Genomic DNA, 21,568 nt, shown 5'->3' on the forward strand with positions numbered 1-21,568 from the left:
CCCGCTTTCACGGCGTTTTGTCAAGCGCGGTCAGCAGCAGCTGCAATGCGTGATCGCGCGCCGCAAGACGGACATTGTCGCGCCCGAGGGCACCGAACTCTTGTGTTTCGACAGTGACATCGTCACCGGCGGCAGTGGCAAAGCACACGCGCCCTTCAGGTTTATGATCCGACCCGCCAGGGCCGGCAATGCCCGTGATCGACACAGCCACCTGCGCATGCGAATGCGCCAGCGCACCTGCGGCCATTTCAACGGCAACCTCTTCGGAAACGGCGCCAACTGCCGTCAGCGTTTCGGGGGAGACCCCCAGCATTTCAACCTTGGCCGCGTTGGAATAGGTAACGAAACCGCGCTCCAGCGCCGCTGATGATCCCGCCACATCCGTGAGTGCAGCCGCAACCATCCCGCCGGTGCAGCTTTCGGCGCAGGTGACCATCACGCCTTTGGCGCGGCAGGCCTCAAGAATGCGGGCGGCAAGAGACACCTACAACACCCCGTGGTACAGCGCCGCCAGCGCCAACACGCCAAGTGCTGCGAACAGGCCGGCGATTACATCATCCAGCATCACGCCAAGTGGCGTATTCATCCGGTCAGCCCACCCGATGGGTCCCAATTTGGTGATGTCAAACAAGCGGAACAGCGCAAACGCAGCAATCCAGCCCGGCCACATGGCGAGGATGGAAATCTCCATCGACCATGCCGCGTAGCTCAGCGGCAAAAGTGCGATCCACTGGCCGATGACCTCATCCACGACAATCTCTGACGGGTCGTGATCGTCCTGACCGGCGGTCATTCGGGCCGTGGCCCACCAGCCTTTGAAAAATCCGACAACAATCGCCAGCACCAACAAGGGCAGCCCGCCAATCACATGCAACAACCACGCCCAGGGCAGGGCGACCAGCGATCCCCAAGTGCCCGGTGCAGGGCGGATATATCCCACCCCCATAATGGTACCGATCATCTGCGCAAGTTTCATAACTTCACCAATGTTGCTGTCGCCAGGGCGGCAATCCCTTCGCCCCGTCCGGTAAAGCCCAGCCGCTCCGAGGTCGTCGCCTTGACCGACACACGGTCCAGATCCATCCCCATAATTTGCGCCATCGTTTCGCGCATTGCCAGCGCATGTGGACCGATCTTGGGGTGTTCGCAGATCAATGTGCAATCGACGTGGGTAATGGTGAAACCCGTTTCGGTGGCCAGTTGAACGGCGTGACGTAAAAAGATGTGGCTCTCGGCACCTTTCCACTGCGGGTCGGAGGGTGGGAAGTGCTGGCCGATATCGCCGCGCGCCAAACCGCCATAAATCGCGTCAGTCACCGCATGCATTCCCACGTCCGCATCCGAGTGCCCCTTAAGCCCTTGTTCATGTGGAATCTTCACGCCGCACAGAACGACATGGTCGCCCGCATCAAACGCATGTACGTCAAACCCGTTGCCGGTTCGGATATCCATGGGCGTTCCTTGATCTGACAATTGCATTTCCTGTCCTCTGTCTATGCAAAGGGGCAGGGGCGCGCAATCACCGGTGCGCTCTGCCTATTTTTTAAGCAACCTCGCGTCACTCGGGGATAAATCAACGCGAAATTATTGTGACTTCCCCACGATATGACTACACCAAACCCAACTGCACAAGGATTAAGCACGTGAGCACATTGGCTCTGCCCCTAGGTCTGACACCCCCGGTATTGCTTGCCCCGATGGCCGGAATCACCGACCTGCCGACGCGCACATTGGTGGCGCGGTTCGGGGCAGGGTTGGTGGTGTCGGAAATGATCGCCAGTCACGAACTGCTGAGTAAAAGCCCGGGCACCCGTGAAAAGGCCGAACTTGGCATCGGAGTTGAAGGCACCTCGGTCCAGATCGCGGGGCGTGAAGCCGCCCCGATGGCCGAAGCGGCGCGGATGATTGCGGATCAGGGCGCGCGGATCATCGATATCAATATGGGGTGCCCCGCTAAAAAGGTAACGCAGGGATTGTCCGGTTCGGCGCTGATGAAAACGCCCGATCACGCGCTGCGCCTGATCGAAGCGGTGGTGAATGCCGTCGACGTGCCGGTAACGCTGAAAACCCGACTGGGATGGGACGACGAGATGTTGAATGCGCCGATCATTGCCAAACGCGCCGAAGCCGCCGGCATTCAGATGATCACGATCCATGGCCGCACCCGCTGCCAGTTTTACAAAGGACACGCCAACTGGCGGGCCATCGCGCGGGTCAAAGAGGCGGTGCATGTTCCGGTGATCGCCAATGGTGACATTACATCGACCGCAGCGGCGCGGATGGCGCTTGCGCACTCGAAGGCTGATGGCGTGATGATCGGGCGTGGTGCGCAGGGCAAACCGTGGTTGCTGGCCGAGGTCGCCCATGCCCTTTACGGCACACCCGCACCGGTCATTCCCCAAGGCGCAGCCTTTGGCGCTATGGTGCAAGATCACTATGACGAGATTCAGCGGTTCTATGATCCGAAACTGGGGCCACGGGTCGCGCGCAAACATCTGGGCTGGTACATGGACACCTGTGAAACCCCACCCGATCTGCGCCGCGCCCTGCTGACCTGTTCAGACCCTGCGGAAGTTCGCAATCTGATCGCTCAGGCGATGTTTTATACACCTGCGCAGGTGGCAGCATGAGTATGGACATGCAAATCTGGGCCTCCCTGCCGATACCGGCGCTGCTGATTGCGCCCGATGATATGATCGCAGACATCAATCCTGCGGCAGAAGGTTTCTTTAACGCCTCTGCCAAGGCCGTCATTGGCGTGCCGGTTTGGGATCTGGTGGCAGTGGATTATCCGTTGGAAGACGCCTTTGAGCGGGCCCGCGCCAGCAGCACCGCCTTGTTTGTCAACGACGTGGATGTGGGCAGCGGACAGCGTGCGCCGCAAAAATCCGCGCTGCAAGTGGCACCGTTGCAAGGGCTGTCGGGGCATATGCTGATGATGATCTCGCCGCGTGAGCTTTCGGGTCGGATGACCCAGAACCATTCGGTGAAATCGGCGGCCAAATCGGCGATTGGCATGGCAGAAATGCTCGCCCATGAGATAAAGAACCCGCTTGCAGGGATCACCGGCGCGGCACAATTGCTGTCGATGAACCTTGACGCTGACGAGCTTGAGTTGACCGACCTGATCGTCGCGGAATCGCGCCGGATTGTGAAGTTGTTGGGACAGGTCGAGCAATTCGGCAATTTGACAGCGCCCGTGCGCAAACCTGTGAACCTGCATGATGTGCTGGACCGTGCGCGACGGTCGGCGCTGTTGGGATTTGGGTCGCAGATGAAGATCATCGAGGATTACGATCCTTCACTGCCGATGGCCCTTGGTGACAAGGATCAACTGGTGCAGGTGGTGCTGAACCTGCTGAAAAATGCCTCCGAAGCGGCTGGAGAGGCGGGCGGGACCATCCGGCTGCACAGTTATTTCGAACATTCCTTTCGGATGCGCCGCGCCGATGGGACCGGCCATTTGCTGCCCTTGCAGATCGAAGTGATCGACGACGGGCCGGGCCTGCCTGAACACATCAAGGGCGACATCTTTGATCCGTTTGTATCGGGGCGCGAAAACGGCACGGGCCTCGGACTCGCGCTTGTCAGCAAGATTGTGTCGGAACATGGCGGCTGGATCTCGGTCGACTCTGTGCCCGGCCAGACAGTGTTTCGCATATCGCTGCCCCGCGCCCATGCTACAGATTTTACCCCCCCAGAGGAGAGCTCCTAAATGGATGGCACCGTTCTGGTCGCAGATGACGACCGCACAATCCGCACTGTCCTGACGCAGGCACTGACCCGTGCCGGTTGCAAGGTTCATGCGACCTCAAGCCTGACGACGCTGATGCGCTGGGTGGCCGAAGGGCGCGGCGATGCGGTGATCACCGATGTGGCAATGCCGGACGGTAATGGATTGGAAATGCTGCCCAAGATTTCGGCGGACCGCCCCGATTTGCCGGTGATCGTGATCTCGGCGCAAAATACGATCATGACGGCAATCAAGGCAGCCGAGGCCGAAGCCTTTGATTACCTGCCTAAACCATTCGACCTGCCGGACCTGATGAAACGCACCGCGCGGGCACTTGATCGCAAAAGCAGCATTAGCAAACCTGTTGAGGCGCCAACCGACGGCGATCGAGATGATTTGCCGCTGGTCGGGCGCACGCCGGTGATGCAAGCGCTTTACCGTCTGGTCGCGCGGGTGATGAACACCGATTTGCCCGTGCTGATCTGGGGGGAAAGCGGGTCGGGGAAATCCCTTATCGGCAAGGCAATCCACGACTTTTCGGACCGGCGCACCTTGCCCTTCGTTACGGTCACCGCTGCCGATTTGCAGGACATCGAAGGGCCGGCGCGTGTGTTGGCCCGTGTGCGCGGTGGCACCTTGTTGATTGACGAAATCGCGGACATCTCGCTTGAATCCCAAGCCCGCATTGCGCGGATGATGGATGTGCCCGGCGATTACAGCCCGCGGTTTCTGGCGACCAGCCAATCCGACCTTGCCGAAGCAATGAAACAGGGCAGCCTGCGCCGCGATCTGTATTATCGCCTGTCCGGCGCTACCGTTCATGTGCCTGCGCTGCGCGACCGTGTGGAGGATATCGATCTTTTGGCCGCGCATTTCCTCGAACGCGCTGATCCTGGCAACAGCGCAGGGCGCACCCTGTCCGAAGGAGCGATGAAGGTTTTTGCGAATTATTCCTGGCCGGGAAATGTGCGCCAGTTGGAGCACGCGATGCGCCAGCTGGCACTGACCAGCCATGCGCCTGAAATCTCTCTGGAAGAGGCGCGTCAGGTATTGGGCGCGCAACCGACCACGGAACCGGTCTATGCGCAGGTCAACACCGAACGGCTGGGGGCAAGCGTGGAGCGTCACTTGCGCCGTTACTTTGACCAGCACGGCGCGATGCTGCCGCCACCGGGGCTTTATGCGCGGATCCTGCGCGAGATTGAGGCCCCTCTGATTGAAATTGCCCTCGCGGCGACCTCCGGGAATCAGGCTAAATGTGCTGATCTGTTAGGCATTAACCGCAATACCTTGCGCAAAAAGATCACCGATCTTGATATAGAGGTGACAAGGGGTCGCAAGATGATGTAAAAGCGCCACATAACCGTGGCCATCCGGTATCAGCCAAGCGCTGAGACTGGTTAGGACCACTGAATATGGCGGCTGATGCGTGCGGGCATCACTACATCGGTGAGGAGAGCGGGTGGCAACCCGGTCACATAAATTCAGCTTGGAGCGTTTAGGCCGTTTGCGGCGCCTGAAACGTGTGCGCAACTTGTCAACGTTGGGGCTTGTCGTGCTGGGGCCGGTGCTGGCCATGGCGACCTACCTTGCCTTGGGTCCATTGGGGCAGGGTGCCAATACGCTTTCGCTGCGGTTGGTCTTGCTGACGGATCTGGTTTACGTCCTGTTGGTGGCGGCCCTTGTGTTGTCGCAAGTGGCCCGCCTGATTGCTGCGCGGCGCGCGAAATCCGCCGGTTCCCGTCTGCATTTGCGACTGACGGGGGTGTTCGCGCTGATGGCCCTGATCCCGACAGTGACGGTTGCCGTTTTCGCCGGGCTGACGGTGAATGTGGGGCTTGAGGGTTGGTTTTCGGATCGTGTGCGCGGGGTTGTCGGGTCATCACTGGCGGCCGCGCAAGCGTATGAGGCAGAACAGCGTCAGGATCTCATCGAAGACGCCCGCGCCCTTGCACGCAACATCGACAACGCCCGAAATCAGGGCATTAACCTGAGCGACAGCCAGCTGTTGGGCGAAGGGCAGCGGCAAATCCAGCGCGGTCTGCGCGAGGCCTATCTGATTGACAGCACAGCGGAAATTCGCGCACGCGGCGACCGCTCCTATCTGTTTGATTATGAAAAACCGACTGGTGCTCAGTTAGCGGCGGCCACTGATCAGGGATTGTTGGTGATCGAGGACTGGCCCAATAACGAGTTCCGCGCCTTGGTGCCGATGCAGTCCTTTCTTGACCGCTATCTTTATGTCAGCCGCGATGTGGATGGCAAAATTCTGTCCTTGCTGGATGAAACAACCGAAACCGTGCGGTTATATCAACAGTTGGAATCAGATCGCGGTCGTTTGCTGTTTGAATTCGGCCTGCTGTACCTTGGTTTTGCGGTGATCCTGATCCTTGCTGCCGTATGGCTGGGCCTGTGGTTTGCTGAACGCCTGTCCGGTCCGGTCGGGCGGTTGACCGGTGCGGCGCAGCAGGTGGGGGCGGGCAATCTGAATGTGCAGGTGCGTGAAGAGGACGGCGACGATGAAATCGCGATGCTGGGCCGCTACTTTAACCAGATGACCAAGCAATTGCAGGGCCAGCGCGAGACACTGCTTGATAACACCCGCCAGATTGAGCGCCGCCGCCGCCTGTTTGATTCCGTGCTCAGTTCGGTCACATCCGGCGTGGTTGGACTTGATCCCGAGGGGCGGGTGACCTTTGTGAACCGCTCCGCGATGCGCCTGTTGGATTGGGACGAGGAACAGCAATCTGTCGCTCTTAGTGTGGCAGTGCCGGAATTCGGTCCGCTGTTTGAAACGATATCGGCCAAGCAGGGCGATACTGCACAGGAAGAGATCAAAGTGTCGCGTCAAGGCGCGATGGAAAACTTGCTGGTGCGCATGGCCACACGGCGCACGGGCGACGGACGGCTTGAAGGGTACGTTGTCGCCTTTGACGATGTGACCGATCTGGTCAGCGCACAGCGGATGGCCGCATGGGGTGATGTGGCCCAGCGGATTGCTCATGAAATCAAGAACCCGCTCACGCCGATCCAGCTTTCTGCCGAGCGGATCAGACGCAAGTTCGCCCCGAAACTGGGCGACGACAGTGACAGCCTTGAACAGATGACCGGTGTGATCATCCGACAGACCGGTGATTTGCGCCGGATCGTTGATGAATTCTCCAAATTTGCGCGGATGCCGGAACCCGAAACTTCTGAACACAATCTGACGCAACTGGTCAAGGACGCGGTGTTCTTGCAGCAATCAGGACAGCCCGAAGTCAAAATCATATCCGACCTTGGCGAGGGCGTCGTAATGGCCGATATCGATGCGACAATGATTTCTCAGGCCTTGAACAATCTGATTAAGAACGCCGGAGAAGCGATTGAATCTTTGCGAAAAAATGGCACACCTGAAAACCTGAAACCACAGATCCGGGTCACGCTGCAACATAGCGCCGCCAGCGCCACATTAACCATCGCAGACAACGGCATCGGCTTGCCCGAAGACCGCGCGCGTCTGTTTGAACCATATGTTACGACCCGCAGCGAAGGCACTGGCCTTGGCCTGCCTATCGTGAAAAAGATCATCGAGGAACACGGCGGCACGCTGACCCTCGACAATGCGCCCGTCTTTGAGGGCCAAGACCATTTCGGTGCGATGGCGGTGATTTCATTGCCCCTTGTACCGTCCCCCCAACCGGCAAACCGAGTGGAGACAGCAGATGAGTGATATTCTAATTGTCGATGATGAGCGCGATATTCGCGAATTGATTTCCGACATTCTGGAGGACGAGGGGTTCGCGACCCGTCTGGCCGGAAATTCCGACGATGCGATGGCCGCGATCAACACTGAACCACCGGCGCTGATGATCCTTGATATCTGGCTCAAGGACAGCCGGATGGACGGGATCGATATCCTCAAATCAGTCAAACGCGACAACCCCGACGTGCCGGTGGTGATTATTTCTGGCCATGGCAATATCGAGATTGCGGTCGCGGCGATCCGACAGGGGGCGTATGATTTTATCGAAAAGCCGTTTAATATCGACCAGTTGATGGTGGTGATCCGGCGCGCGATGGAAACTTCGCGCCTGCGCCGCGAGAACCAGAGCCTCAAGCGGCGCGACACGTCATCTTCGGAAATGATCGGGCAATCGGCGGCCTTCCGCGCCTTGATCAGCCAATTGGATAAGGTCACCAAATCCAATGGCCGCGTCATGCTGACCGGTCCGGCGGGAGCAGGTAAAGAAGTCGCCGCGCGTTACATTCACGCCAATTCGGGCCGTGCGGATGCGCCCTTTGTGACCGTGAATTGCGCGGGCGTAGAACCTGAAAATATGGAAGAAATGTTGTTTGGCCGCGAAACCGCCGACCGCGGTGTCGAGCCCGGCTTGCTGGAACAGGCCCACGGCGGTGTCGTGTTTTTTGACGAAGTGGCAGATATGCCGCTGGGCACCCAGTCCAAGATCCTGCGGGTTTTGGTGGATCAACAATTCACCCGCGTGGGCGGCAATGACAAGGTGCGTGTCGATTTGCGCGTGATATCGTCCACAAACCGGGATCTTGAGGCCGCGATTGCAGCTGACACCTTTCGCCAAGAGCTGTTTCATCGGTTGAACGTGGTGCCTATTGCGGTGCCATCGTTGGAAGAACGGCGCGAGGATATCCCTTTGCTGGCCGAGCATTTCATCAGCGAATTCAATAAGTCGCAGGGCTTGCCCCAGCGTTCGTTGAGCGAGGATTCGGTTGCATTGATGCAAACGATGGTCTGGCCAGGCAACGTGCGTCAGTTGAAGAACCTGGTGGAACGGGTGTTGATCCTGGGCGATGGTACCGGCCCGATCGAGGCACGCGAATTGCCCGGCGAGGAGCCAAGTGGCGAGGAAGAGGGCCGCGTGGTGTTGTCGTCCGCCTTGGCGACCCTGCCGCTGCGCGAGGCGCGCGAAGCCTTTGAACGCGAATACCTGCTGACCCAGATCAACCGGTTCGGCGGCAACATCTCGCGTACGGCGAATTTTGTCGGGATGGAGCGGTCGGCGCTGCACCGCAAGTTGAAATCACTGGGCGTGGTCACAAGTGCGAAGGCCGGCGTAAGGGTCGCGCATGTGGACGAGGAAAGCGACGCAGGATGATGCCGCGCCGCCGACATCCGGCGGGCGCACTAGAGCGGGGCTGATATGCTGATCAAAGTAGGCGATGACCGGAGCACGAGCGTTGATTTGGTCTTGGCCGGTTTGTTGTCCTCCATGGCGGGCGCGCTGAACGCCGTCGGTTTTTTGATTGCCGGGACGTTTACGGCAAATATGACGGGCAATATCTCGGCTTCTGCGGATCATCTGGCGAATGGTGCGGTTGTGATGTCGCTGTCATTTATCGGGTTGGTGATCGCCTTTGTTACAGGAGCAGCCGTAGCAGCTTTTGCCATCCAGACTGGCGAAGCAAGGGGCGTCCGGTCAGTATACGCCCTCGCGATTGTTGGTGAGGCGGTGGTGCTTCTGGCGCTGGGTCTGGGGCTGATTTACTCTTCGCAAATCCTACCGGAGACCTTTCTGGTCATCGTTCTTAGCTTTGTGATGGGGCTGCAAAACGCGGTCACCACTATGATCTCGCGCGCCAGGGTCCGCACCACCCATGTCTCGGGCATGGCGACAGACATCGGCATCGAACTGGCGGCACTGACCGGCGACAGCTCAACGCGCAGCACCGCACTGCCCAAATTGAAACTTCACATCCTGACGCTTGCGTGTTTTGCCATTGGCGGTGTTGGCGGGGCCTTGTTGTTCCAGACCATCGGAAGCTGGTTGTTTGTCCTTGCGGGTCTTATTCTGCTGCTGATTGCGGTACCAGAAGCGCGGCGCGGGCGGCGACGCTGATCCGTACGCGCGTTATCCCGACAACTCGGCCAAGACATCCACCCCCTGCATTTTGAGAAAATGCAGCATGTCGATGAATACCCAGTTCTCGGCCAGTTTGTCGCCGTCACGCCGGTAGATATCGACCACCCGCATATCGGCGCGGGTGTCGTTTGCGGCGATTCCCATAAACCCGTTTGAATTGGTCAGCGACAGGTTGGGCCAACCGAAAAAGCCGCCGTAGTTGCCCTCGCTAAACCGCGCCAGATGACCGTTGAAGCTGCGGTCGGACAGGTGGCGGCGAAACGGTCCTTGGTGCTGTTCGATATAGCGGTCAATCGTATAGGTTGCGCCGATGCCCTCCGGTCCCCACCAGATCATATCGTCGTGCCAGTCGCGCTGCAGTTCCTCGCGCGGGGTCAGGGCCCGTGGGTCTGCATTGGCGGCATCAATTGCGCCGATCATCCGGTTGATCAAGGCCAGCGTTTTCGCGCCTTCACCAGCGTCTTGCGGACTGTAAAGCAGACCGTCATTCCCACGCGGTCCCGGTTGCACCAGATGGGCGGCGGTTTGCTGGGGAAAACGTCCGACACCGGCCTGCGTCATCAGGTGTAACAGGTCGCAAAACAGGGCGGTTTCCACGATTTTACCGTCCGCGACACGGTTGAATTCGGCGTAGCGCAGCATGGCGATTTTGCGGGTCGGCGGGATGTTAAGAAACGGCGCGTCGAATAACCCCATGAGATGGCCCATGGAACAGGTCCAGACGCCGGATTGATCCGCAATACTGTTTGTCGCGCCGAAAAAGATGTCCTCGCGCCGTTGCAAGCCAGAGAAGGCCGTCAAAAGCGGTTGCCAAAACGCACGGGCCGCCCCCTGCGGTCCGGTTTGAACGTTGAAGGGATGCACACCACGCCAGATCGCGTCAGGCGACATACCTGCGCCAAGCACATCGGCAACCGTATCGGCGGTGGCACCGGCAAGGGCGGTGAAATGTGCTTGTGTGACGGCTTTGGCGGTCTGGATCGGTTCGGTCATCGGCAAACTCTGCAACAGGGATTTGGCCTTACGTTATGCGCCTGCACACGTGTGCACCAGTCAAAACCAATGCCTTTCCCGCGGTTTTTTCTAGCCTCTATTCACGATCTGGAAGCTGCCGCTTTTGTTGCGGATGACGCAGGAGTTTTCTGTCAATGCGGGCAGGCGAGTTGTGGCTGCCGCCGGTGTTGCTTTGGCGATCCTGTCGGGACAGGGGGGAATGGACACCGGCGTATAGCCCTTGTCGGCCATACATTGCAGCTCGACCTGACCGCGCAGGTCCACGTTCGGATCATAACTTTCGACGCCACCGTCGATGTAATATCCGCGATGACCGGTGCAGTTGCCTTCGGCGTCACAGCTGCGGTTGCCGGGGATAAAGACCGGGGGGTTGCGCCTGATCTGGAACGATACAGGCACATCACGCAGGGCCGCCACTTCGCAGGCGGTCGTATCCCGGTTCAGATCCGTCACACTGGCACCGGGTTTGTAATAGGTTTCAAGGGGTGCGCAGGCCAGCAGGGCAGCACCACAAAGGACAAGGCTGAAAGTTCGCTGTTTCATAGCGGTGATTGTGCCCGCGAACCTGTGATAAGGCAACGCAGTTGACCCTTGCCTCGCGGGCCTACATACCCTCTAGAATGAAATTCACGCAGGACCGGCAGGATCACACCGCTGCGTACCGCCGTAAAACAGCGTGCCAAACAACGTAAGGGACCGCGCATGAAAGTAATTATTTGTGGCGCAGGACAGGTCGGCTGGCAGATTGCCCGCCATTTGAGTGGCGAACGCAACGATGTCACCGTGGTCGACAGCAACGCCGATCTGGTGCGCCGCGCTACGGATACGCTGGACGTTCAGGGGATTGCAGGTTTTGCGAGCTACCCCGATGTGCTGGACCGGGCAGGGGCGCGCGACGCCGAGATGATCATCGCCGCGACCCATTCGGACGAGGTGAACATGGTCACCTGTCAGGTCGCGCATTCGGTTTTCGGCATCAACCGCAAGATCGCGCGGCTGCGCAGCCAGTCCTATCTGGACGCAATCTATTCCGATCTCTACCGCCGCGACCACATGCCGATTGACGTGGTGATCAGCCCCGAAAAAGAAGTCGCCGCCGCCGCCTTGCAGCGTCTGTCGGCACCGGCGTCTTTTGATACCGAAGTTTTTATGGACGGCATGGCCCATCTGTTGGGCATCACAATCGAGGAAGACTGCCCGATCATCCACACGCCGCTGCGCCAGCTGACGGATCTGTTTTCCACGCTGCGGGCTGTTGTCGTAGGCGTGCGCCGTGACGGTACTTTGTTTGCCCCCGAAGCCAAGGACCAGCTGTTTGTGGGCGATGATTGCTATATCTTCACCCATCGCGACGACATCGCCCGCACGATGGAGATTTTCGGCAAGAAGACGTCGAAACAGGAACGTGTGGTGCTGGTGGGCGGTGGCAATGTCGGTTTGACCGTGGCGCAAGCATTGGAAAATGATCCGCGCCGCATACGCACCAAAGTGATCGAGAAGAACCGCAAATGCGCGGAGCGCGCAGCCGAAGGGCTGGAGCGGACGATTGTGTTAAACGGCGACGGTCTGGATGCCGCGCTGCTGGCCGAAGCAGGGATTGCGCGGGCCGATGCGATGCTTGCGATTACCGATGATGACAAAACCAACATGCTGGCCTGTGTACGTGCCAAGGCCGAGGGTTGCCCCTATGTGATCGCGCTGATCAATGATCCGACTTTGGTCCCGCTGATGACCCCCTTGGGCATTGATGCGTACATTAACCCGCGCGCCACCACCGTGTCCTCGATCCTGCGCCACATCCGCCATGGCCGAGTGCGCGCGGTCTATTCTATCGGCGATGCCGAGGCAGAGGTGATCGAGGCCGAAGTGCTTTCGACCTCGCCCATCGCGGGCAAGATGGTGGCAGAGATTGATTTCCCCGAAGGTGTGCTGATCGGGATGCTGCGCAAGGGCGGCAAGGTGGTGCGGCCCTTGGGCAAGACACGGATCGACGAAGGTGACGTGATCGCGGTTTTTGCGCTGGCCGAGGACGTGCCGCAGGTCGAACTGCTGCTGCAAGTCTCCATCGACTTTTTCTAGGCCGCGCATGTGAACCGTCAAAGGAACATACGCCGCGAATTGCACCATCTGCCGCTATTTTTGCAGCTGTTCGGGATCTGTGCCGCATCGATGCTGGTGCCCGCGGTTTACGGTCTTGTGATCCGTGACCACGACGGATCGCGCGCGTTCTTTTATGCGGCCCTGTTGGGATTGATCCTGTTTATGATGCTTGCCGTGGTGCTGAACGGCCGGCGGGTGCCGCAATCCGCACTTGGCCCCTTACTGGCACTGTTTTCTGCGTTTGTCTTTCTGCCGGTCTATTTCGCGATTCCCTTTGTCGAGGCCTTGCCAACCACTCGTTTCATCAATGCCTATTTCGAAATGGTCAGTGCCCTGACCACCACCGGTGCCAAGCTGTTTCAAGACCCTGGACGTCTGAGCGGCACGCTGCATCTGTGGCGCGCGCAGGTGGGCTGGATGGGCGGGTTGCTGATGTGGGTTGCGGCCTCCGCGATCCTGGCACCGCTGCACCTTGGCGGGTTTGAAGTCACGGCACAGGCCGAACCCGGACGGCGTGACACCGGTGAGGCGAACCGCATGACGCCGATCGATCCGCGCAAGCGGGTGACCCGCGCGATGAAAGCCCTGCTGCCGATCTATGCGGGGCTGACCATGTTGCTATGGTTGTTGCTGCTGGCCGGCGGGGACAGGCCGCTGACGGCTTTGTGCCATGCGATGTCGGTTATGGCGACGTCCGGCATCTCACCGGTCGGCGGGGTTGAAAACGCCGATATCGGCGTGACCGGCGAAGCGGTGATGTTGTTGTTTATGCTGTTTGCCCTGTCGCGGCTGACCTTTTCCAAAGACACCATCACGGCCACCCAAGGTGGTCTGCGCACCGATCCCGAATTCCGCATCGGCGTGTTTATTGTGCTGGCTGTACCGCTGCTGATCTTTTTGCGCCACTTTCTGGGGGCCTATGACGTCGCCTCCATGCAAAGCCTGTCGGAAGCGGCTTATGCCCTTTGGGGCGCGGTATTTACGGTCATGTCCTTTTTGACCACCACAGGTTTCGTGTCCGAACACTGGATTGATGCGCAAAACTGGTCGGGTTTGAATACACCGGGACTTGTCCTGATGGGGCTGGCCCTGACGGGCGGCGGTGTTGCGACAACAGCGGGCGGCGTCAAGCTGCTGCGGGTGTTTGCGCTTTACGTGAATGGCACGCGGGAAATGGAACGCTTGGTGCACCCTAGTTCGGTCAGCGGGGCAGGGGCTGCGGGTCGGCGCTTGCAATCGAATGGCGCGTTCATCGCGTGGATCTTCTTTATGCTTTTTGCGATTTCGCTGGCCGCGATCATGCTTCTGTTGACCTTGACGGGCAGTAATTTCGAACAGGCGCTGGTGCTTTCTGTGGCCAGCCTGTCCACCACCGGGCCGCTCACGCAATATGCTGCGGATGTGCCGATCAAGCTGATCGAATTGACCCCTGTCGCCAAAGCGATCCTATGTGGGGCAATGGTATTGGGACGGCTGGAAACGCTGGCCATTATCGCACTTTTAACCCCCGATCTGTGGCGGGCATGAGGCGTACCAACGCCCGTCGATGTTGCAGCGCTGACACTGATTGGCGTCAAAAGTACAAAGCGCATGGAAATTTGGGCTGGAAACTCCGTTCTCGCAAGGCCATAGTCGGTTGACGATGGGGAGGGCTCGATGCGGAGCCCAGCAAGAATAAATGAATCGAGAATAATAATGGCGTCTGACAGACAGAACCTTCAGGATGCGTTCCTGAACCACGTGCGCAAGACCAAGGTACCGGTCACCATTTTCCTGATCAACGGCGTAAAGCTGCAAGGTGTCATCACGTGGTTTGACAACTTCTGTGTGCTGCTGCGCCGCGATGGGCAATCACAGCTGGTGTATAAACACGCCATCTCGACGATCATGCCCAGCCAGCCGATCAGCCTGTATGAGGGCGAAGACGCTTCTTGAGCAAAGCGCCCTTCCAGATTGATGACAGCGACGGTCCCCGCGTAACGCGTGCATGGGTCCTGCATCCTGACATCCGCAGCAATGCCGACAGGCGCGACCCTGTACCCGCTTTGGCCGAAGCGGTTTCGCTGGCGCGCGCGCTGCCGGCGCTTGAAGTTGCAGGGGCGGACATTGTGCCGCTGCGCAAAGTCGATGCAGGCAAACTGTTCGGCAAGGGCAAGATCAAGGAAGTCCATGATCTGCTAGAGGAAAACGACGTTGAGCTGGTATTGGTAGACGGCCATGTCAGCCCCGTCCAACAGCGCAATCTCGAAAAGGCCTGGGGCGTCAAACTGCTTGACCGCACCGGCCTGATCCTGGAAATTTTCAGCGACCGTGCCGCCACCCGTGAAGGGGTGTTGCAGGTCGAAATGGCCGCCTTGAACTATCAGCGCACCCGCCTTGTTCGGGCATGGACCCACCTTGAGCGCCAGCGTGGCGGGTTGGGGTTTGTCGGGGGACCGGGCGAAACCCAGATCGAGGCCGACCGCCGTGCCATTGACGACCAACTGGTGCGCCTGCGCCGACAGCTGGAAAAGGTGGTGAAAACCCGTGCCTTGCACCGTGCTGCCCGCGCCAAGGTACCCTATCCGATTGTTGCATTGGTCGGTTATACCAACGCGGGGAAATCGACGTTATTCAACCGGTTGACCGGTGCCGATGTGATGGCCAAGGACATGTTGTTTGCCACGCTTGACCCCACGATGCGCAGTCTTGTGCTGCCCGACGGACCGGAAATTATCCTGTCGGATACAGTTGGTTTCATCTCTGATCTGCCCACCGAACTCGTCGCAGCCTTCCGTGCCACTCTGGAGGAAGTGCTCGCCGCAGATATCATCCTGCATGTGCGCGATATCAGTCACGCCGAAACCGAAGAACAAGCCAGCGACGTGCGCGAGATCATGACCACTTTGGGCGTTTCCAAGGATACGCCGACCTTTGAAATCTGGAATAAGGTCGACCTTTTGCCGCCCGAAAGCGCTGACGCAATGCGTGCACGCGCCGAGCGTGATGCGGCCGTTCTGGCGATTTCAGCCATCACAGGCGAAGGGCTGGAAGAACTACAGGCCTATGTGGCCGAAGCCTTGCAAGGGGCGGTGCGCGAGGCCGACCTGTCCCTAGGCTTTGCCGAAGGCAAGAAACGCGCGTGGCTGTTTGCGCAGGATATTGTGGTGAAAGAAGCCCAGACGGATGAAGGATTTGACATCACCGTCCGCTGGTCCGCCGCGCAAGAGGCACAGTTTCAACGGCTTTGAGGCCAAAAGTCTTTCAAGACTTTTGACCGGAAAATTTGAATTTTCCGACCCCCGCCTCAGATGTAGCTGAACCTGACCGGAGACAGCCAAATGACCCTCATCCTGCTATATATTTCAACCTTCGTGATATTCCTCGGGCTTGATTACCTTGGCCTGACCAATATCGTAAAACCTGTTTTTGACCGCCATATCAGCGCGTTATTGTTGGAAAACTTCCGCATCATGCCGGCGTTCGCTTTCTACGCCTTTTATGTTGGGGTCTTGTTGTGGTTCGTGTCGTGGCCCGCCGTGACACAGGATAAGTCGCTGTTTTGGGTGCTGGGCAATGCTGCGTTGATCGGTGCGATGGGGTATGGCACCTATGAATTCACCAATCTGGCGGTGATGAAAGACTGGACGTGGGACATGGTGGTAACGGATTTGACCTGGGGCACAGCGCTGACCGCAGTGTCTGCAACCGGCGGCGTCTATATAACACGCGCCTTGCTTTAGGCACCCGTTTCCGACGCCCATCGCCAAGCGCCCGGTTGCAGATCGTTCAAGGCCCAATCGCCGATTTGCCAGCGGATCAATCGCAGGGTCGGCAGGCCGACATGGGCGGTCATCCGTCGCACCTGCCGGTTGCGCCCTTCGCGGATCGTGATGCGCAACCATGCATCCGGCACAGTTTTTCGAAACCGCACAGGCGGGTCCCGTTGCCACAAGCCTTCGGGTGTATCAATCTGGGTGATCTCTGCAGGGGCGGTTTTGCCATCTTTCAGGATCACCCCCTTTCGTAGCGCGTCCAGACCAGCCGCATCCGGCGTGCCCTCGACCTGAACCAGATAGGTTTTCGGACGTTTGTATTTCGGATGGGCAATACGTGCCTGCAAGGCCCCGTTGTCCGTCAATACCATCAACCCTTCACTGTCGCGGTCCAGCCGGCCTGCGGGGTAAAATCCGGGCTCGTTGATATAGGCGGACAGGGTCGGGCGCTTTGATCCTTCGGTGCCCTTGTCGGTGAATTGTGACAGGACGCCGAAGGGTTTATTCAACAGGATGACGCGGTTCATGGTGATACGGGGGTCAGTGTTGTCACCCCCACCGATGCTGCCCGTGCAAGGTCCGCATCCAGCGACATCGGGATATATTCGCCGCGCCGCCACAGTTGCGCCAGATCATCATAATGGCGCGACAGAAAATGGCCGGATTGGCCGGTTGAGCTGACAAAAACCGACGAATCCGGATCGGCAAAATCGTAAACTCCACGGTAGCCTGCGCCGTGAACGTTGTTGAAAGGGTCAGGATCGCTGCCTTTGGTCAACCCGCGTTGCAAAGTATGATCCCCACCCGATGTCGATTGGCGGATGTTCACAAAATAGCGCAGCACCGGCACTGTTCCCAAAACCTGATGGTCATGGGTCGCCTGATGCGCATCTCCCCAGCGCAGGCTTTCCAGTTCCGGGCCCCACGTCTCGTTGATCCAAAGCAGCGCATCATCGAGCGCCAGCCGCGCCATCTCAGCGCAATCTTCGACGCGGGCCGATTGCAATACGTCACACCAGACGCTCGCGCCGTTCACATCGCGAAATACACGTTCGATGAACAGCGGTTGCACATGATCGAATTCAGCGGCCAGCGGGCCAAGTTCGTCCTGTATCAACCGTTCCTGAAGGCTGCGCAGCCACGCGGCATAGATCAGCGGTTCGGGCATATGTTCGTTCATCTCACCCGACCAGCCCGCCAGCAGGATCAAGGCCCGCTGACGCTGGCGTTCGGCTGTACCGTCAGCGGCGGCTTCACCGGTGAACCACAATTCTGCGCCAATCAGAGGCAGGAGCGAGCGTGCGGTAAAGCTGACCGTATCAAGCTGTGCTTCGATAAAGCTGTCGCGGGTGTGGACCTGCCGCGTTTGCATCAACCGTTGCCAGCGCTGCACCCGCTGCGTGTCGCCCCAAACAAACGAGACATGGTTGGGAAACGGGCGATCCACGGTTTTGTTGTTGGTATTGCCCAGAATGCCGCCGACTGGTGCGATAAATTCCGGATTGGCCGTATAGGGCAGGGTGCCCTGCCAGCGGTTCGCCGCGACCCAACCTTGCGAGGGCATGCGCCCCTGACTTTGGTGACCTGCGTCGCGTCGCGGCATCGCACCGATCATCTTCATTGCGATATTTTCGCGGTCCACCAGCGTCAGGTTCTGCGCCGGTGCGATATAGGTTTGCGCGGCCTTGATCCCGTCTTCTACGGATTTCGCATCCATCAGGGCCATTGCCGCTGCCAGCGACGTGTCGCGCGGGGTTAGTACCGTCCAGTTGACAGATGTAACGTGACCCGGCGGGGTGATGCTGGCGAGGTTGTAGTGCGTTCCGGGCAGCACCGGCCCGTTTTCCGTCCAGCGCAGCGTCAGCGTTACAGGATCTTCGTCTTTAATGGTGATGATCGATGCGCGGGTGGTAAACTCCTTGAACCCCTCCGGTGTGCGGTATTGTTCGCGATTATCGGGGTTTATTTCTTCGATATAAACATCCTGATCATCAAGATAAGCGGAGGTCAGCCCCCAGCCCAAAGCGCCACTGCGCCCTGTCAAGACAACCGGCATGCCCGGAATTGTGCCCCCAATCACACCACCGGATTGCAACTCAAGCCGCGCCAGATACCAAACCGACGGGGCGGTAAAGCCCAGATGCGGATCATTGGCCAGCAAGGTGCCACCGGACGCGGAACGCGAAGGTGCGGCCGCCCAAGCATTGGACGCACCGGCAAAGGCCAAATCCTTGAACGGGGACAACGGGTGGGGATCGAGCGGCATATTGGCTGCATGCCGGCTCACATCAGGAAACAGGCTGGCGTATTCGGGCAAGGCGGCCACACCCGATCCGGGAAAGTCGGGCAGAATGTCGCGCACCCGCTTTTCATCCGGCAGGGCCAAAGAGGTGCGGGCACGGATGACTTCGGCCTGAAGGTGGCCCGACAGCTGCACCCCTAGCAGTTTTGTGATCGCAACCGAATCTGCCGGACGCCAGGGGGCCATCGGCGCATTAAACAGCAGCATTTCAGGGGCACCGCGCCCCAAGGCTTCGGAGTTGATCTGGTTCAGGCGCGCGTTCACACCTGCAGAATAAGCTTCGAGGGCGGCGCGGGTTTTCGCGTCCAGCGTGGCGGCGGATTGCACTGACAGCGGATAAAGGTCCAAGCGGCGCATCAGCTTGTCGATGTCCAGCGTGGAGGATCCGAAAACTTCGCTTAGCCGCCCCTGCGCCGTGCGGCGCAGCATGATCATCTGCCACATGCGGTCCTGCGCATGGGCAAAGCCAAGACCAAAGAACACATCCGCATCCGACTCGCCAAAGATATGGGGCACATTGGCGTTGTCGCGCACGATTTCGACAGGTGCCTCCAAACCGCGCACCGTCACATCATCGGTGTAATCTGGCAGGGATCGCGAAGCGAGCCAGTAGACCGTAGCGATGGTCAGCACGCAAAGCACCACGAGGGTGGCGGCAAGGCGGATAAGCCAGCGAAAGATCAGGGCCATAGGGCGCTCCGGGTGTTTTGGTCGCCTGTCGATACCGCAACTTGGGGGCATGTAAAAGTACATCCCTTGAGGGACGCGCGGACAGCGGGGAATTTCGAAGGATCTAACGCCGCTGTGCACGCGCAAACGGGGGGCGTTTGGCGAGAGTGCGGACAGTATATAAGGCCAAAAAGAGGAGGGGGCGCCGGTCTGGTCGTGAGTGCGGTGCCGAGATTATTGGGGTAGAGAGGGACGCGCCGCAGATTGCGGATGCACGGCGCGTCTTTTCGTGCGTTCAGGGGATGATGCGGGTGTATTTTGTGCCTTCCAGCGTCGCGCCAACCCGCAGGCCGGCGCGCCCGAAGACCGCGGCGAGCACGGGGGCGAGTGCGGTTGTTGTCGCCGCCTCGACCGAGTCACCGCGATCGGAGATCACATATTCAAGGTCGGCGCCTGCCGCCCAACCCGGCGAACGGCGAAAGCCCATCAGCGCGTCCTCGGTCATGAAGAACAGCACATGGGCATATTGCTGTGCGCCGATTTGCAAACCACCGGAGGCTTTGGCGACGGAATAGTAATCTACCGTTGTGTCATTGATCAGCAAGGCACCGCGCCCGTAAGCACCGCCCAGACCAAGGCCCGCTTCGGTGACCAATGGCATAACCAGCATGCCGTTGGCTTTCTGCGCCAGTTGCAAAGTGTTGGGGTAGCTGCGGTACATTTCGTCCAGCGTGGCGCTGACACGTGCGTCGATGGTTTGCGAACCATATCCGCCCACACCGTTGCCGCATGCAGCCAGTGCAGCACCAGCCGCCAATGCGCCAAAGGTAAAGGCGCGCCGCGCATAAATCGGATTGCTCATCTTGTTTGCCTGTAATTGTTGCCTGATGCCGGTTTGTTCCGGCTTGAGCATAACTATAGGCGGTTTTTTGCGGCTTGTCATGGGGGAAGGTGGTTTGGGCGGATTGGTGCTGTGACAGGGGTCCGCGCGGTGCCCGGAATGCCCGATGAGATCACCCGTTCAAGAGCCGCGCCGCCGCCGGTGCGAAATAACTCAGCACCCCGTCACAGCCCGCCCGCTTGAAGGCCATCAAGCTTTCCATCATCACACGTTCCTCGTCGATCCAGCCGTTTTGCGCCGCGGCTTTGATCATGCTGTATTCACCGGACACCTGATAGGCAAAGGTCGGCGCACCAAAGGCGTCTTTTACACGGCGGCAAATGTCGAGATAGGGCAGACCCGGTTTCACCATCACCATATCCGCGCCTTCAGCGAGATCGCGCGCGACCAGACGCAAGGCTTCGTCGGAATTGGCAGGATCCATCTGATAGGTTTTCTTGTCCCCCGTCAAAGCACCCGAAGCACCGACCGCATCGCGAAACGGGCCGTAAAAGGCACTGGCGTATTTGGCGGCGTAGCTCAGAATGGTGACGTCCTGATGACCGGTCTCTTCAAGCGCCGTGCGAATGGCGGCGATGCGGCCATCCATCATGTCGGAGGGGCCGATGATATCAACGCCTGCTTCGGCTTGGGCGAGGGACATTTTGACCAATGCCTCGACCGTGCGATCATTTACGATAATGCCGTCTTCGACAAAGCCGTCGTGGCCATTGATGTTATAGGTATCAAGCGCGACGTCACTCATCACGGCCATGTTTGGAAAACGCGCCTTGATCGCGGCGATCGCGCGGTTGGCGTGGTTCTGCGGATCCCATGCGCCGGCGCAATCTTCGGTGCGCTCTTCAATCCCAGTATAGGGAAAAATGCACATCGCCCCAATGCCAAGCGCGTCGGCCTCTGCGGCTGCCTCCACGATCTTGTCGACGGATCGGCGCATGACACCGGGCATTGAAGGGACCGGTTCCTCGATGCCTTCGCCTGCACGGACAAATACCGGCCAGATCAGATCCCCGACCTCCAGCGCGTTTTCCCGCACCAAAGCACGCAAAGCAGGCGTTGCGCGGGTGCGCCGCAGGCGGGTGGCGGGAAAGGGGGCTTGGACAGGGGTCATGCAAAAATACCTCACAAATGCGCTTCGCAGTCTTTCCACGAAAAATCTGTGCACTCAAGGGTAGGAATTGCCCGCGACCTTGGGTATCACCCGATGACTTTAAC

19 protein-coding genes and 1 pseudogene are annotated in these 21,568 nt (G+C 59.1%); 11 read left to right on the top strand and 9 right to left on the bottom strand.

The window, feature by feature from the left end; translation table 11 throughout:
- Positions 1–7: 7 nt before the first annotated feature.
- From Z947_RS0112635 to ispF, 3 genes and pseudogenes are all read right to left on the bottom strand, one after another.
- Complete coding sequence (locus Z947_RS0112635; RefSeq protein ID WP_025044662.1) at positions 8–484, bottom strand: CinA family protein; 477 nt, start codon at positions 482–484, stop codon at positions 8–10.
- Positions 485–976 (bottom strand): phosphatidylglycerophosphatase A family protein, encoded by a 492-nt coding sequence (locus Z947_RS0112640; protein WP_025044663.1) that lies wholly within the window; start codon positions 974–976, stop codon positions 485–487. It lies immediately after the preceding gene.
- Positions 973–1,458, bottom strand: a pseudogene (gene ispF / locus Z947_RS0112645) (2-C-methyl-D-erythritol 2,4-cyclodiphosphate synthase); the annotation flags it as partial. The pseudogene ispF and the gene Z947_RS0112640, both read right to left, overlap by 4 nt.
- A 239-nt stretch (positions 1,459–1,697) precedes the next feature.
- Between ispF and dusB the strand changes: the two are divergent.
- The 6 genes from dusB to Z947_RS0112675 all read left to right on the top strand — a co-directional run bounded on the left by dusB (position 1,698) and on the right by Z947_RS0112675 (position 9,588).
- Entirely contained in the window at positions 1,698–2,630 is a 933-nt protein-coding gene (gene dusB / locus Z947_RS0112650; protein ID WP_052880666.1) for a tRNA dihydrouridine synthase DusB, read from the top strand.
- Entirely contained in the window at positions 2,627–3,715 is a 1,089-nt protein-coding gene (locus tag Z947_RS0112655; protein WP_025044666.1) for a two-component system sensor histidine kinase NtrB, read from the top strand. Before dusB ends, Z947_RS0112655 begins: the two co-directional genes overlap by 4 nt.
- The gene (locus tag Z947_RS0112660) at positions 3,716–5,083 is read left to right on the top strand and encodes a response regulator (RefSeq protein ID WP_025044667.1); all 1,368 of its coding nucleotides are present in this window, start codon (positions 3,716–3,718) and stop codon (positions 5,081–5,083) included. It abuts the gene before it with no gap.
- 112 nt (positions 5,084–5,195) lie between these two features.
- Positions 5,196–7,445 carry a sensor histidine kinase NtrY-like gene (locus tag Z947_RS0112665; RefSeq protein WP_025044668.1) on the top strand — a complete coding sequence of 750 codons (2,250 nt, stop codon included), beginning with the start codon at positions 5,196–5,198 and terminating at the stop codon, positions 7,443–7,445.
- Positions 7,438–8,847, top strand: coding sequence for a nitrogen assimilation response regulator NtrX (gene ntrX / locus Z947_RS0112670; RefSeq protein ID WP_025044669.1), 1,410 nt, complete (start codon positions 7,438–7,440; stop codon positions 8,845–8,847). The genes Z947_RS0112665 and ntrX overlap by 8 nt, the downstream gene beginning before the upstream one ends.
- Positions 8,848–8,892: 45 nt before the next feature.
- Positions 8,893–9,588 (top strand): YoaK family protein, encoded by a 696-nt coding sequence (locus tag Z947_RS0112675; protein ID WP_025044670.1) that lies wholly within the window; start codon positions 8,893–8,895, stop codon positions 9,586–9,588.
- 12 nt (positions 9,589–9,600) lie between these two features.
- On the opposite strand, the gene Z947_RS0112680 is transcribed toward Z947_RS0112675, so the two are convergent.
- Together Z947_RS0112680 and Z947_RS0112685 are read right to left on the bottom strand one after the other, a co-directional pair.
- The gene (locus Z947_RS0112680) at positions 9,601–10,605 is read right to left on the bottom strand and encodes a nuclear transport factor 2 family protein (RefSeq protein ID WP_025044671.1); all 1,005 of its coding nucleotides are present in this window, start codon (positions 10,603–10,605) and stop codon (positions 9,601–9,603) included.
- Positions 10,606–10,695: 90 nt separating this feature from the next.
- A complete protein-coding gene (locus Z947_RS0112685) occupies positions 10,696–11,169 on the bottom strand; it encodes a hypothetical protein (RefSeq protein WP_025044672.1) in 474 nt (157 codons plus the stop codon).
- 159 nt (positions 11,170–11,328) lie between these two features.
- Here Z947_RS0112685 and trkA point away from each other — a divergent pair, with 159 nt between their 5' ends.
- The 5 genes from trkA (at position 11,329) to Z947_RS0112710 (ending at position 16,448) form a co-directional block, all read left to right on the top strand.
- On the top strand, positions 11,329–12,705 hold the full coding sequence (gene trkA, locus Z947_RS0112690; protein ID WP_025044673.1) for a Trk system potassium transporter TrkA: 1,377 nt from the start codon (positions 11,329–11,331) through the stop codon (positions 12,703–12,705).
- 9 nt (positions 12,706–12,714) lie between these two features.
- Positions 12,715–14,253 carry a TrkH family potassium uptake protein gene (locus tag Z947_RS0112695; protein ID WP_025044674.1) on the top strand — a complete coding sequence of 513 codons (1,539 nt, stop codon included), beginning with the start codon at positions 12,715–12,717 and terminating at the stop codon, positions 14,251–14,253.
- A 168-nt stretch (positions 14,254–14,421) separates the two neighbouring features.
- Complete coding sequence (gene hfq / locus Z947_RS0112700) at positions 14,422–14,661, top strand: RNA chaperone Hfq (protein WP_007119530.1); 240 nt, start codon at positions 14,422–14,424, stop codon at positions 14,659–14,661.
- Positions 14,658–15,956 (top strand): GTPase HflX, encoded by a 1,299-nt coding sequence (gene hflX, locus Z947_RS0112705; protein WP_037938899.1) that lies wholly within the window; start codon positions 14,658–14,660, stop codon positions 15,954–15,956. The genes hfq and hflX overlap by 4 nt, the downstream gene beginning before the upstream one ends.
- A gap of 90 nt (positions 15,957–16,046) precedes the next feature.
- Positions 16,047–16,448, top strand: a complete 402-nt coding sequence (locus Z947_RS0112710; protein WP_025044676.1) for a DUF2177 family protein — start codon at positions 16,047–16,049, stop codon at positions 16,446–16,448.
- Here the strand turns inward: Z947_RS0112710 and Z947_RS0112715 are convergent.
- The 4 genes from Z947_RS0112715 to hemB all read right to left on the bottom strand — a co-directional run bounded on the left by Z947_RS0112715 (position 16,445) and on the right by hemB (position 21,464).
- Positions 16,445–17,008: a pseudouridine synthase gene (locus Z947_RS0112715; protein WP_025044677.1), complete on the bottom strand. Its 564-nt coding sequence runs from the start codon at positions 17,006–17,008 to the stop codon at positions 16,445–16,447. The genes Z947_RS0112710 and Z947_RS0112715 overlap by 4 nt on opposite strands.
- The gene (locus tag Z947_RS0112720) at positions 17,005–19,473 is read right to left on the bottom strand and encodes a penicillin acylase family protein (RefSeq protein ID WP_025044678.1); all 2,469 of its coding nucleotides are present in this window, start codon (positions 19,471–19,473) and stop codon (positions 17,005–17,007) included. The genes Z947_RS0112715 and Z947_RS0112720 overlap by 4 nt, the downstream gene beginning before the upstream one ends.
- A gap of 274 nt (positions 19,474–19,747) precedes the next feature.
- Entirely contained in the window at positions 19,748–20,314 is a 567-nt protein-coding gene (locus Z947_RS0112725; protein WP_025044679.1) for a lipid-binding SYLF domain-containing protein, read from the bottom strand.
- 151 nt (positions 20,315–20,465) lie between these two features.
- Positions 20,466–21,464: a porphobilinogen synthase gene (gene hemB / locus Z947_RS0112730; RefSeq protein ID WP_025044680.1), complete on the bottom strand. Its 999-nt coding sequence runs from the start codon at positions 21,462–21,464 to the stop codon at positions 20,466–20,468.
- Positions 21,465–21,568: the final 104 nt, after the last annotated feature.

This window comes from Sulfitobacter geojensis (assembly GCF_000622325.1).
GTDB classification, from domain to species: Bacteria; Pseudomonadota; Alphaproteobacteria; order Rhodobacterales; family Rhodobacteraceae; genus Sulfitobacter; species Sulfitobacter geojensis.